This is a genomic window from Fischerella muscicola PCC 7414, from assembly GCF_000317205.1.
In the GTDB taxonomy this organism is placed as follows: domain Bacteria; phylum Cyanobacteriota; class Cyanobacteriia; order Cyanobacteriales; family Nostocaceae; genus Fischerella; species Fischerella muscicola.
Window position 1 is genome coordinate 1 of record NZ_AJLK01000167.1, and the last position, 15,019, is coordinate 15,019.

7 protein-coding genes are annotated in these 15,019 nt (G+C 39.4%); all 7 read right to left on the minus strand.

What is annotated here, in order from left to right; genetic code table 11:
- The coding region (locus UYI_RS0126530) for a hypothetical protein (protein WP_016869707.1) at positions 1-895 on the minus strand (895 nt) is incomplete at its 3' end.
- Positions 896-1,028: 133 nt separating this feature from the next.
- Positions 1,029-3,062, minus strand: coding sequence for an iron uptake porin (locus tag UYI_RS0126535; protein ID WP_016869708.1), 2,034 nt, complete (start codon positions 3,060-3,062; stop codon positions 1,029-1,031).
- A gap of 152 nt (positions 3,063-3,214) precedes the next feature.
- Entirely contained in the window at positions 3,215-5,530 is a 2,316-nt protein-coding gene (locus UYI_RS0126540; protein ID WP_016869709.1) for an NACHT domain-containing protein, read from the minus strand.
- A 577-nt stretch (positions 5,531-6,107) separates the two neighbouring features.
- On the minus strand, positions 6,108-7,307 hold the full coding sequence (locus UYI_RS0126545) for an EAL domain-containing response regulator (protein WP_016869710.1): 1,200 nt from the start codon (positions 7,305-7,307) through the stop codon (positions 6,108-6,110).
- Between the two features lie 93 nt (positions 7,308-7,400).
- The gene (locus tag UYI_RS0126550; RefSeq protein ID WP_026086190.1) at positions 7,401-10,523 is read right to left on the minus strand and encodes a PAS domain S-box protein; all 3,123 of its coding nucleotides are present in this window, start codon (positions 10,521-10,523) and stop codon (positions 7,401-7,403) included.
- A gap of 305 nt (positions 10,524-10,828) precedes the next feature.
- Positions 10,829-13,432, minus strand: a complete 2,604-nt coding sequence (locus UYI_RS0126555; RefSeq protein WP_235148026.1) for a family 10 glycosylhydrolase — start codon at positions 13,430-13,432, stop codon at positions 10,829-10,831.
- Between the two features lie 199 nt (positions 13,433-13,631).
- Complete coding sequence (locus tag UYI_RS0126560) at positions 13,632-14,957, minus strand: TIGR03279 family radical SAM protein (protein WP_016869713.1); 1,326 nt, start codon at positions 14,955-14,957, stop codon at positions 13,632-13,634.
- Positions 14,958-15,019 lie beyond the last annotated feature (62 nt).

The following is a 15,019-nucleotide window of genomic DNA, read 5'->3' on the forward strand; positions in this document are numbered from 1 at the left end:
AGGTGGAGGTGGAGGTGGGGAGATGGGGTGATGGGGAGGTGGGGGGAGTTGGAGAGGTAGGGGAAGTTGGGGAAGTTGGGGAAGTTGGGGAAGTTGGGGAAGTGGGAGGAGTGGGGGGTGTGCTACTACCGCCGCCTGTGGGGGGTGGGGTGACGAGTTTTGCATCCGCAGGTACATTGATTGTCAATCTTACCAACGGGCTGTTGGTCATTTTATAGGATGTTATGGTTGGTTTTCCTGGAATATCTGATTTGAAATCAAAGACTGTAGGACTTTCGCCGCCGTTGCGATCGCTATATCTTGGCCCTTGTCCACTGAGTTGAAAAGTACCTTCATATTGCTGTCCAGTTTTTGGATCGGTAACAATTCCTGTGTAAAAGGCTTTTGTGAGTCCAAATTCGTCTTGAACTACGCCCTGATATTTAGTTCCTGGTAATTTTCCTTGATAAGTATAGGGCGTCAATTCACCACCAGATAACACTGGGGAATTGAGGATACCGTCGAATGAAACAACTGGAATTCCTTTAAAGTCTACAAAGTAATGTAAACTTCCATCAGCACGTGTTTGTACCTTGACATAATCTGATTTGTAGACAGGAACGTAATTGGGATTACTGTTGGAACCTATATTTCGGTTGTAAGTCCCTGTCGAGTCAGTATCTACACGAGTAACACTGTTATTGAAATTGGGGTTAAAGCTAGGAAGTTGGATAGTACCTGAAAGAGTCCCAGTACTTTGAATTTGAAAGGGCGTAATTTCAGCAGAGGCGCTGGCTGTTCCTAAACCAATTAAAACTGCGGCTAAGCTACTGCTGCTAAGAATCCCACAGCCCAATTTACAGTAATTTTGAATTGGGTCTTGTTGTGTTTCAAAACCCGATAATTTTACTTGCATGTGAAATTGCCTTTAATTAAAAAGTCAAAAAAGATACTGTAGTTTCACTATGGCTATTACCAAACAGCTTCTTATAGCTAGCTATTTTACGTAAGTAGCTAGAATATATAGTTATATTTACACCAGTAGAAAATTAAAACCGGAAAGTGGCTCTCAAAGCCCCTACTATCAAGGGGTCATTTGCAGCGTTGTGATCAGGATTGAAAATGATGAATACACCTGGAGTCAGAGCTACATTATTATTCAACTGGGCACGATAAAAAATTTCTGCGTGCAGAGATGTATCCTCGCGTCCACCAGCTGTCCCTCCATCAGAAAAGTTGGGAAAGTTATAGCCTTCTGGTAAAGTACTAGAAGTGATTTTAGGGGGTTGTCCAAATAAAATTCCTCCCAAGTTGCCAGGACGACCCAAGTTAGGAAAAGCTGCAAACACAGCCCAATTTGTAGTTTCCACACTTCCAGAAAGATTCACAGGATCTGAGTGAGTCCAACCACCCCAGGCCCCTAATTGCAAGTTGGGATTGATCCGCCATGTAGCAGTAGCACCAACAGCGTGAGTATTAAAGGCTGTAGACGGTGCGAAAGGGGAAATGAGTTGAGCATCACCAGTACCATTTCCTAGCAAGCCATCGGGAGAATGAGAGAAAAGATAATGTATGCCCACATCAATATTATCGGTAGGTGCTAATGTTAATTGCGCGCCTGTGGTATATCTGCCCCCAAATATTCCCCCCAAGTTTGTATCATTGGGAAAACTAGGAATTTCGGCACTATAGATACCTTGTAAGCTGATGCGATCGCTAATCTGCCAATCAAACCCAACACCACCAGTACTATTGCCAATTGCCAAAATTGGGTTACGCTGAGCAAATAAAGAAATTGCTCCTTCACCAGCACCTTCTAGGGGGTTAATACCGCGAAAGGTGTTCACAGGATTCACCCCTGCTGTCCCTACAACAAATCCGACTTGATCAGAAACGGGGAATCGATAAGATAACTCATTGATGACTAGATCATTATTGTTTGTGTCGGCTTCAAAACCCAACCGTCCCATATTGGTATATACATAGGGTGCAGAAGAATTCAAATTGCCAGCAGCTAAGCTAGTTAACAGTAAATCTTTTCCTGAAAAAGAAGTCGCTAGGGTTAATTGCGCACTATTGGTAAAATTCAAATTTGTTTTGCCTTGGCGTTCCGGTTTTCCATCTCTAGGAAACAAATCTACATCAGTACTGTTAGTTCCCTGTAAGCTAAAAATTGCTTGACCAACTAGTTTGGTTATTGGCGAAAATTGATTTGCTTGTAATTCCTCAGTTTGGGCTTCTAAATTTGCTACACGCCCCTGTAATTCCTGTAATTGTGCCTGAAATTCTGTTTGCAACCTTTGCAATATAATTAAATCTTCTTGCGTAACAGTATTATTTGTATTGTTAGCAATTAATTCGTTGATTTTTTGTAGACAAGCTGCTAAACCAGCTGCAAATTCATAACGATTAATGGCACGGTTCCCTAAAAAATGACTATCGGGGTATCCAGCAATGCAGCCATACCGTTCCACTAGAGATTGTAAAGCACCAAAAGCCCAGTCTTGTGGTTGCACATCATCAAGTTGTGACACAGATGTGATTTTAGACATTTGATTGTCTGAGTCTGAGGAAGTGTTTTCTTGTGGGATTTTGACAACTTGTTGCTTGATCTGACTTTTCACATCATGGGGAGAAATCATCTGTTGACCTAACGCCCTAACTCCCTTCCCTGGTAGGGAAGGGGGAATCTTTAAAGCCTCTGTCCTTGTAGGGGAGAGGTTTGGAGAGGGGTTTTCTAAATCCTGTGAAAAGTCAGGTTGATTTATAGATTTTTGTTGCTTCTCTTCCTCTGCTGGTGCTGCAATTACAGAGGAGTTGTGAGATTTGATTTTAGATTGATTTGAAAGTATTTCTTTATACTTGTATTTTGCAGATTCACCAGGAATATTTTTTATATTTTGCTCCTGCAAAATTAATTCGGGAGGTGTGATTTTTGCCACCGAAACAATTGAATTAGCTTGCTCTAGATTTACCTCTAGCAACGGATTATCTGGCTCAATTTGCAACTGTTCTGGTAATTTTGCTGGAGATGATTGTCCTGTTGCTAGCACCCCTACTACCAGCAAACTGATATTGCTCATTGTATTACTCTTTACTAGTACCAATATTACTTTTGACAGGCAAAATTACTTTGGTACAGGAAAGTTTTTAATATTAAGTTATAAAAGTTACTAATATTGTTAAATATACTGAGGAGATTACTTGTTCACCACTAAGCCTACCCTCAAACGCCTCAGAATGAATGATGCCTATCGATTAAAAACAATTTTTTTTCTATTGATTTGATTGTTGCCAAACTAGCATTACCAGCATTATTTAGACAATCTATTAAAACTTTGTTAGCGTTCCAATACTGCTGTAAGATTTGCAATTCATTTTCATCAAACTGCCAATCATATCCTATTTGGCGATCGCTAATAATTAAATTGCGTAGTTTACTAGTCCATGTTTCTCCATTTTCTTCCCACCAACTTTTTAAAGCATGTCTACTTTGTTCAGGTGTCGGAAGTTCATCGTGTAGATTTTGTAGTGATTGTTGGAGAAGCGGACGATCTTGTAGTAGGTGTTGTAAGTCAAGGGCAAGTGCGATCGCAGATAAGCGTTGATAGAAAATATTAGTAGTCATCCTCACACTGATAGCTAGGGCATGGATTAATGCCAAATCTAAAGCTAAATCAATAGCTAAATTTCCTGCTAATCTACTATCTAGAGATAAAGCTAAGTTTTGATTGTAAGCAAGAGGATAATCTGGAGGAAGAGCAAGGGTAAAATAAAAAGCGCGCACACTAGCTGGGTAATAAGATGCATTAATTATTGAGGTTTTTTCATCTAACCATTGCAGAAATTTCTGCAATTTTTTATCTGTAATTACTAAATTATCAATTTGTTGTTTCATTAATAACAATAATTCATCGCCGGGTTGTATCATTCCCGCAGCTAACAAAAAAACTTCTCGCCAACGTTTTTCTCCAATATGAGTAACAAAATTTTGCAGAGTTTGGGAATTTCCAGCAGTAACAATTTCTCTGGCAGTTAGATACTCTTGAAATGTTAAATGTGAAAAAGAATAAATACCTCTTCCTTGTTCTAACAACAAACCGTGTTGTGCTTCAATAGCTTTTAATGCAGCAGTGCTATCCAGTTGCAACGCTTCTGGGTCTGTGGATGCATGGGGAAGCTGACGCAGATATTCGGCTATGAGAGGTTGGATTTTAGTTGCTGGAAAAAAATAATCTCCTTGAGTAAATGTAGTAGCTGCTAAACGACAAAGCAACTTAATTTTATCTAGCAACGATAAATTGCGATAAAACTCATCTCTTGTAATTCTTCTGGCTTCATCCCAACGCACTAACAATAATTCTAATGCTTGCTTATAAAGTTCTGAGCGTAAGGCTGGGAAGTCACCTAAAAATTGAAATACCAAGCAAGTAAGATTTAGTAAAATTGGTGTTGTTGCTAATTCCAATATTTGTTGATTTTCTGGCAATTCTAATTTTTTTATAAACTCAGTAGCCTTTGCTTTTCCCTCCCAGAGAGAGTTTTTCGCCACAGCTACAAACCATTTATCCGCAAATGTTACAATTTGCGATTTACTAAAATCAGCTATTTCAATTTCAGTAAAGCCATTAAACTGATATCGCTGGGCAGCAAGGCGACAGGTAATAATTACTGTATTTTTGTAAAATTTTTCAGAAAAATTATGGATTTCTCTAATAATTTTATCGCTTTCTTCTTCATTTAATTCGTCTAGACTGTCTAGTAATATTAATGCTTTTCCTTGAGCAAATATTGTCAAAATTTCTGAGATGGAAATATTCTGTTCACTCAATTCCTGATAAATATATTGTAATAAGCTAATTTGTTGATTCTCGCTATTATTTTCAGCTAAGTTTTTGAGCCTAATAAAAATAGGTAGGCAATCTGATTTAAACTTTCCCTGATTACAACGAACTGCAAGCGATTGTAAAAAGGTGGTTTTACCAGAACCTGTTTTGCCAAACACCATCAATTTAGAGTATTTGGCAACTGCTTCTAAACCAGGAATTCTTTGTTGATTAAACTTATCTAAATTAAAACGATCAAAATTATTAGAATCTAGTCTTTGTAAGTCAGTAATTTCCAACCATCTTTTACTGGTAATTTCCTCAAATATATTGACTTCTACATAAAGATCATCTAAAACAATAGGTCGAGCAATATCCAACAGATGTAGAGTTCCACACTGGGCTTGAATTTTTTCGTAGTTAGCAAAGCGTGCTTTTTGCACTAAAGCATCAATATCTGAAGTATTTTCTGAGATTGTTTCCAAAGACAGTGATTCATCAGGGGATTTTTGGGCAATTTCTTCTGAATTTAATCCCAAGACTAGGCAAATTTCATGAAAAACTTGACGATCAATAGCTTTACCAGTAAAGAATTTCCAAATTGGCTGACGAGTTTCTAAACCTACTTCACCAGCTAGATATTCCTGAGTCCAACCTTTACGCCGAAAAGCCTGTTTGGCTTTTCTAATTCCCTCAGCTGATGCTTGCAGCGATCGCTTTGCCATTGTTTTACAGTATGAACTTACTCTTTATCTAAAAGAAGTATTTATTTATACCAATTTATACATAATTATACTATACAGCAAAGACTGTTGCAAATATGTATACTCAATTATTACAGTGATTTTAGAAAAATAGCTATCAAATAGCTTGACTGTTAACTATGTAACAAATAAATATTTATAAGATTTACTATTTTGCATACAAGTTATACAATAAATACATAAGTTCAACTCAAAAATCAACATGATCTCAAAGGTTGATTGTTGATAATGAAATCAAGTCAGCCAAATGAACATACCCACGAAGCTTATAGCATTGTCAAATCAATCAAACTGATGAGCAATGCTGTAAGCTTTTACTTAAGTAGGTCGGTAAAATTCAGGGTCGTCATTAGTCATTGGTTCTTGATTAATAATTACTAGTTGTTACAAAGGACAAATGACAAATGACAACCCTAACTAGTACTCTACCACACAAGTTTTGACAGCTTGCGAGACGTCAGATCTCCGACTTTTTTAAAAAGTCGGGGATCTAGCCAAACTGTCAAAATCAATTTGGTGAACTACTAGTTAGCTTAATTTAAGCTGACCTACTTAAAAACTTTTGAAATTCAGCTGCCACAATGGGACGACTAAACAGAAAACCTTGCATGGCATCACAGTTATGTTGTCGTAAAAACTCTAGGTCTAACTCAGTTTCTACACCTTCAGCAATTACCTGAAGATTGAGATTATGACCCATTTGAATCAATGCTGTTGTAATAGCTGCTTTTTGTGGATCGTTGACAACATTATGAATAAAGTAACGATCAATTTTTAACTTATTAATAGGTAGTTTTTTGAGATACATTAATGAAGAGTAGCCTGTACCAAAATCATCAACAGCTATTTTGATGCCTAAGGAACGCAATTCATTCATTGTAGCGATCGCGGCATTAATATCTTGCATAATTAAGCTTTCTGTAAGCTCTAATTCTAGGTAATGTGGTTCCAAATTATTAGTGGTTAAAAAATGAATAATTTTTTTAATCAAATCTGGTTGAGTAAATTGGCGCGCTGAAAAATTAACAGCTATACATAAGGGAGAGTAACCTGCATGTTGCCAAGCTTGATTTTGTTGGCAAACACTTTCTAAAACCCATTCACCAATAGGAATAATTAACCCTGTAGACTCTGCTAGAGGAATCAATTCAGAAGCAGCAACCCTTCCTAATTCTGGACTTTGCCATCTAAGTAAAGCTTCTGCGGCAATGATTTTTCCAGAATGAATATCTACTTGTGGTTGATACTCAACAAAAAATTGTCGAAAATGTCCTTGCTCAATCGCTGCGTGTAAAATATTTTTTACAACCAATATTTCTGAATTAAAAGCTTTGAGTTGTGGACTAGTAGAATAATACTGTTTCAAAGTAGCCTGTTTTTGTAAACGCCCATCAATTGCACTCAATAATTCAGCACGAGTAAATGGTTTTGTGAGATAGTCATCCGCACCCAATTCCATGCCTTGACGAAAGTCAGCTTTAGTTGCTTTTGCAGTCAGAAAAATAAACGGAATTGTTGCTGTTAGTGGTTCTTGCCGCAAAGTGGTTAATACACCATAACCATCAAATTCTGGCATCATTAAATCGCACAAAATCAGATCAGGAACTTCTGTTAAAGCTAAATTTATCCCTACTTTACCGTTAGCAGCATCAATAGTTTCAAAATCTTCTGCTTCTAGTAATTCAACAAGGTTCTCACGAACTGCATTTTCATCTTCAATTACTAAAATTTTAGTCATTTTTTTATTGGTTGATGGTTAGTAGTTGGTGGTTGGTTGTTGTTGGTTGTTGGTTAGGAATCTTCCTAACAACAAACAACTATCAACAAACAACTAACAATTTTGTAATGGCAAAGTGACAGTAAACGTTGTTCCCACTCCCACTTCACTGTTCACAAATATTTCACCCTGATGTAAATCTATACATTTTTTGACAATTGTTAGTCCTAAACCAGTACCTGGGATATTGCCAACATTTGCAGCACGATGGAAAGATTCAAACAAATGAGGTAAGTCTTCTTGGGGAATACCAATTCCTTGGTCTTTTATTTCAAATACAACTCGATCTTCCTGATAAGTGATAGTAAATGTGATGATGCTGTTGTTGGGGGAATATTTGATCGCATTTGTGAGTAAATTTCTGAGAATGTGTCCCAACAATTTTTGATCCATGTGGCAGGATATGGATTCGTATTCACAGTCAAAGGCGATCGCATGTTCTGTATTAACATCCTGTTGCAATTCTTGGAGTAAGTCACGGCAGTACTCAACCAAATCTAGTAATGTCGGTTTAAAATCTATTCTTCCCACTTCTGCCTTACCAATCACCAACACATCATTTAACATCTCAGTCATATGTTTAACGCTGTGTTGAATGCGATGTATATGGGAGAGTAATTTTTCTTCTGTCCATTTGTGATGATAGTGTTCTACTAACTCTGAAGAAGAAAGAATGGTACTCAACGGTGTACGGAATTCATGGGAAATCACGGTGACAAAACGAGATTTTAATTCGTTGAGTTCTTTTTCTGTCTCCAATGCTGTTCTTAGTTCCTCTTCCAATTGCTTGCGTTTGCTAATATCTGACCAATAACCGACGATTTCTAGAGGTTTACCAGTATCATCGCGTACAAGTTTGGATTGATCGTATACCCAAATGTAATTACCATTTTTGTGTAAAAAACGGTACTCACAGATACATTCTCCCTGCTCAAATAAGTTTGCTGCTTCCGTAAAAACATGGGATTTGTCTTCTGGGTGGATGCGATCGCACCAAAACTTAGAATTTTCTATAAATTCTTCCGCTTCATAACCAAGCATGGCGGTGACATTCTCACTCATGAAGGTAATGTCATAATCTTCATAAGGTTTACAGGTATAAATAACGGCTGGAGTTGCGGACAGTAAATATTGCTGCCGCCGTTGCGATACCATTAATGCCATTTCTGACTGCTTGCGCTCGGTAATATCATTTTGAATGCCGACATAATGAGTGCAATTACCATTAACATCAAACACCGGAGAAATACTTAATTCATTCCAAAACAAACTACCATCTTGACGATAGTTACGTAAAACTACGGTACAATTTTTTGCTTGCTGGATAGCGTTTTTAAGTTCTTGGATTTCGGGTTGATTGGTATCATTTCCTTGCAGAAAACGACAACTGCGACCGATGACTTCCTCTGGTGAGTAACCAGTAATGTGTTTAAAGGCAGGATTAGCATAAATTATTGGTAAGTTTGGCAGCCTCGCATCACAAATCACAATGCCGTTACTGCTAGCAGCGATCGCGCGATCGCGCAAGCGCAGGTTGGCTTCTGTTCGCTTGCGATCAGTAATATCTGTGGAAATGCCACAAATGGCACGGGGAACACCATTTGCATCTTTTAAAGGAAACTTGACGGAAAGATAGGTATGTAACCCATCATCTTGGGGAACAATTTCTTCTGCTTCTATGGGTCTACCAGTAGTAAGAACATTATGATTATTCTTCGCAAACTCATCAGCTATATGGTGCAGGAAAAATTTGTATATACTTTTGCCTTTAACCTGCTGTTTGGAAAATTTAAACACCTTTTCATACTGGCTATTAACGAGTAAAAATCTGTTTTGAGTGTCTACAACATAAATAATCGCTGGAGAATTATCTAAAATAGCCTGTAGCTCTGCTTGAGTCTGCCGCAATGCAGCCTCTGCCACTTTGAGATCATGAATATCTGTATTTGTACCGAACCAATTTAATATTGTCCCGTCCTGATCCCGCTGTGGTACAGCACGTGCTAAGTGCCAGCGATATGTTCTGTCAGTTACCCTATACCAGCGAAATTCTAATTCTAAGGGTTCACCCGTAACTATAGAGTTTTGCCAACCATCCAAACATTTAGATAAATCTTCAGGATGCACCCAATTTTGCCACTTCCAGCCCAACATTTCTTCTTGTGTACAACACAAGTAATTCTGTATGCGTTGGTTGATGTATTCTACATAGCCATCTGGCTGAGCAATCCATACTTGTTGGGGAATAGATTCCGCTAAGAAGCGAAAGCGTTCTTCACTTTTTTGTAAAGCTTGTGTTCGTTCCTCTACTCTTGTTTCTAGTTCTATGTTTTCTTGTTTTTGTTCAGTTATGTCCCTTTGTACAGAAACAAAGTGAGTAATTTTGCCTTGTACATCTGCTATGGGAACAATGTTAATTTCAACCCAATATGTAGAACCATTTTTGTGGTAATTAATTAATTCTGCTCTAATTGGTAAACCATTTTGCAAGGCGGTACGAATACGGTCTAATTGGGTGCGATCGCTGAACTCCCCCTGTAAAATTCGCGGTGTTTTACCTATAACTTCAGCACTTGACCAGCCGCTTATCCGGGTAAAGGCTTCATTCACGTAAACTATTTGTGGCCCAAAAGGTTCATCGAGTGCATCAGCTGTGGTGATGATAATGGCATCGTTAGCATTTACAACGGCTGACTCAAACAAACGTAGTTGTTCGATGGTGTCTACTAGCTGACAGGGAGAACTAGGAGTAATTTGTAGTGCTTGATAAATAGTTTTGAATGTAACTATTCCAACTAGTTGGCTTTCTTCATCAACAATTGGTAGTAAAGGCAATTGATATTGCTGTAAAAATGACAATAAAAAAGTAATATTAGTAACTTGGACTTGACTGTACTTAAGTGAAATTGCGGTAAAAGTCATTACCTGCGAAATTGTAGCGGCTTGGAAGTCAAATTTACAACAGACCAATCTAATTACATCTTGATCCGTAAACCATCCCAACACCCGCATTTTATCTGCCAACAAATTCTCTACCACCAACACATAACTCGCTTGCTGCTGATGCATGAGTGCCACAGCATCTAATAATGACATGTCTGGTGTTACAGTCAGAGGCGAAAAATCTATTACGGTATCTACTGACGGCAGAGACATCAACTGAGTTAAGGCGTGCATAATTGCAATTGCCTTTAGCAATAAAAATTGAATAGCACTAGCATATTTAACTATCTTCTAGTGTTTTCTGGGTTAAATTCGTAACATTTCCTTGCAAAAAACTAGGTTATAAATTGAGAGTTATTTTATTTATTGTTAATAAAATAACTTATGATAACAGTAAAATCACTAAAAAAAACTTTGCACCAGTTGTAAAAAACCAGAGTAACCTCACCCCTTTCCCCTCTCCTTGCTAAGGAGAGGGGTGTCCGATAGGACGGGGTGAGGTTGCATTGTTTCATCGGGACTGCGTTTAACTTCAAATCTTAAAATCCCGCAGTTCTTTCCCCATAACGTAACAGCCTTTCGATCGCAACCAAACGATTTTCCCAAGCTTTGACTTGGTAGGGGTTAGCCACAAATTGCGATCGCATCCATACCCGAAATTGTGACTGAAAACGAGCCAAACTAGCTTTTGCTGCCACCAATTTACTAGCATTTGGCTCAGCAGCCAGCTGATTTAAAGCACTTTGTAAAACTTCTGCTTGAGTATTAAAGTCCGCAACTGCGATCGCTGATAGTTTTAGTTCATCATTTTGGGAAACAAACTTCCACTCCCGTAGCAAAGCATGATAACGACTAGCAGCAGCAGCAAAAGGCTGGCGCGAAGGAATAGGTTCTTTTTGCCTACCTTGTTCTCTGCCTTGAGTGCGGCTGAAAACTGTATGCAATTCGCTGTTAAAATTTTCCGCAGCAAACAGAGCATAACCACTAATTGGCAAGTCCCTAACTAGTTGGATTTGGTCAAACGCTCCGATAGTTGGTAAAGAAAGTAAACGAATTCCTGGTACTAGTAAAGTAGAGCCTAATTTTGAAGAAGCAATCCAAGGTTGTGCTAATCGCTCAAACCGGAGAGTATCTTGAGCATAAGTCATGGGAATAACTACATCAATATCACCTTGCCTTGCCCAAACTTCCCAATGCTGTTGAATTTTCTGAATGCGTTCTTGTTCTGGTAAAGGAAATACCGCTACCGATAAAATCAAGTTAGGTCGTTTCGCCCGCAGATGCCTTGACACCTGGGTAACAAAGCTATTCACTTGCTGGGTACGAAATTCTGTCCATTTCTGCCATAATTCCCTTTGATTAGGGGAAATATTGACTGGATCTACACCCGTCAGCTGCTGAAACTTAGCTCTTGCTGCTTTGCCATAGCCGTAAGTCCTTCCGGCGCTGGGATCTTGGAAGGGATAGCGAATATAGTCTAGCTGAATACCATCAACTTGATAGCGGGTAACAATTTCCTCATACAGTCGCAGTAAATACTGCCGTACTTCGGGATTAGCTGGGTCAAAGAAGGGTTTGCCTTGACCTGGGGGAATCATTTGACCACGGTGATCATAACCTGCCCAATCTGGATGAGCAGCAAGCACTGGCCCTGGATAATTGGGAGCGAGTTTGAGAATTTGATTGTGACGTTGATTACCAGCCGCAAAAACCCAAACCCAAGCGTGTAATTCCATACCCCGTTGGTGGGCTAATTTCACAGCACTTGCTAGAGGATCCCAACCACGAGTGAGGGGATTTTGCTGGGGTGCAACTTGACTGGGGTAAATTGTGTAACTAGAGTTAACTGTTTCAAAAAATACTGTGTTAAATCCTGCTTGAGCCAAACGATCAAAAATTGCAGCTAATCCCTTTTCGCTGCCAGCCCGGACAATTGTACCGCGATCCAGCCAGATTGCACGGATTTCTGGTTGAGCCAATTTCTGATCCACAGGAAACTGCTGCCATAAGGAATTCTTGGCCATTACCCAATTCGATCGCGCTTGAGCATACTGTTTTTGGGCGATAAGCCGGGGCAAGTTTTTAGCCACTTCCCTGGCTTGTGCCAGCACTTGCTCAGTACTCTGGACTGGTGCGCCAGATTTAATCGAGGCAAATTGCGCTTGCTGTGCTTTGGCAACTTGGGAATTACCATTGTGTATTGCAGCTGCTAAGTGGGCGCTTTCAACTCGACCAATGAGATTTTCTAACTGTTGCTGGAGAGCGATCGCTTCATTACGACTAATAGGTGCATTGGATTTCGGTTCCACATCCAAACGCACCCTTTGTTCCAGTTGATCAATAGCTTCATCTGAACGTGGGAACGTAATATTAGGTATAGGTAGAGGTCGGGGTTGGGGAGCAGTGGCTGTAATTTGAGGAGGGGGAGTGGGGGGAGTGGGGGAAGTAGGGGGAGTGGTGGCAACGATGGAGGTAGAACAGTTTTGCGAACTGCCTGGCACTCTATTAACATAAATAGAAAACTTCCTGAGATGCCGCTTAAGTGCAGCTTTTAACCAAGCTGCATCTGTTTTTACACCAGAAGCGGCGTCTACTCCCCAACGCCAACCTAACAAAGTAGAGCGTTCTGTGGTTAATACTGCTGGTGGTGTATCTTTGGCATCCCAAACAGCAGCTGTTTGCGATGCTACAGTATTGGGAATCATCACACCACCACGCACTGTACCAAGCAGTTCCTCTGGACTGTTCAAATTCCGTGTTATTTCTGATGAAGGTTGTAGTTTTTGGGGAGAGTCTAAGCTGAATGCCCAATATCCACCTAATAGGGATTGCAGCAGTTGACGCACTCCTGGTGCTGATGAACTCCCCACCGGGCCGCTAGCAATCAAACGTCCACCATTTCTCATCCATTCTTCTAAGGCGATCGCTTGTGTTGGTGATACACTCTCTACATTTGGCAAAAATAACACCGGGCGATCGCCCCAATCTGCTGCACTCTTGACGTTATCTAAAGAAATTACACAGTACTTTACACCTATTGCTTGTAAGCGAGTTTCAATTCCTGTCCACTGACTAGCATTTTCTTGAGTATGGACAACACTGATTATAGGTTCTTCAGCAGTCGTAGCGATTGCTGGTGTCATAGCGAGTAGATTGTAAAGTGTAAATTTAATTTTAAAAATAAATAATCCAGCTTTTTTGATATTCTTAAATTTATCTTTTACTAGTTTTTTCTTTGGCACTTCACTATCCACTCCTCACTTATAGTTAGTTGTTTGTTCATGGTTGTTTGTTGTTTGGATAAAAACAACCAACAACCAACAACCAACAAACAACAAACAACTATTTAATACAAGTCTCTATTAGTTCTTCTATCCCCGCCACTGGGTAGATGTTTGTCTCCAATTGACGGGCTAATTCATTAACATTTATATCATCTAAAAATACCAACTCGCCATGTTTTAGCATGACAGTTGGCAGCAAAATTCCATCTCCTAAATCTTGCCCTTGTAAATTTAACAGTAAATCATGACCGGTTAGCAACCCTGTCACGGATATATTTTGTCCCCAATAATCGCTCTTGAGAGCCTGCATATTTACTTGTAAACCTTCTACTGAATTCAACCGTTCTAGAATTGGTTGAAATGCTTGTTCTACAGCGTTACCCACTACCCAGGTAAATCTTTTTTGTCCTGGTATTTTTGGTGGGAGGAATTCATCTGCGACTTGCATAAACTGTTTGATAAACAAGCGAATCGAGCCAACACCATTATCAATTTGGGGATAGTCTTCGTATTCAGCTTCGCATGGTAATTCCTCTTGGGCGATTAAAAACCACTCATCAGCTAACCAAGCAAATGTATAATCAAACTTTTGCCGAAATTGCTGCTGAAGCGATCGCACTTGTTTAATTACCTCTTGGGCTTTTTCTCTAGTAACTGGTGTGAGTTCGTCTGCTTGGGGACGAAACTTGGTTAATCCCACTGGTACTACTGCTACAGAAGCAACAGTTGGCAGTTCACCTGTATGAAATGACGCTAAATCTCTCAGGGTTTGTTCCAAATGCTGACCATCATTTATACCAGGACACACGACTACCTGAGCATGGATTTGCAGTCGTCTTTGTTGAAACCACTGGAGTTGCTGCAAAATTTGTCCTGCCCGAGGATTTTTTAAGAGTCTAATTCTTACTTCGGGTTCTGTGGCGTGAACTGATACATACAACGGAGATAATCGCATTGCTTCGATACGTTGCCATTCCCGTTCTGTCAAATTAGTTAAGGTGAGGTAAGAACCATACAAAAAGCTTAAGCGATAATCATCATCTTTGAGATACAAACTTGAGCGTTTACCTGGTGGTTGTTGGTCGATAAAACAAAACGGACAACGATTATTGCACTGGATTAAATTATCAAATAAAGCGGTTTCAAATTCTAACCCTAAATCCTCGTCGTAGTCTTTTTCAATTTCAATATGATGAGTTCTGCCACTGGCGTCTAAGACTTCTAGTTCTAAAATCTCATCAGCGCACAAAAACCGATAATCGATTAAATCACGGGGAGGCGTGCCGTTAATACTGACGATCGCATCCCCAACTTCAAAACCAATTTCTGCTGCAATAGAATTGGGTAATACTTTGGTAATTCGAGCCGGACGAATAGTAGTCATTGTCAATTGTCAAGGGTCAATTGTCCATAGTCCATAGTTAATGGTAGTTTCTTTTGACTATG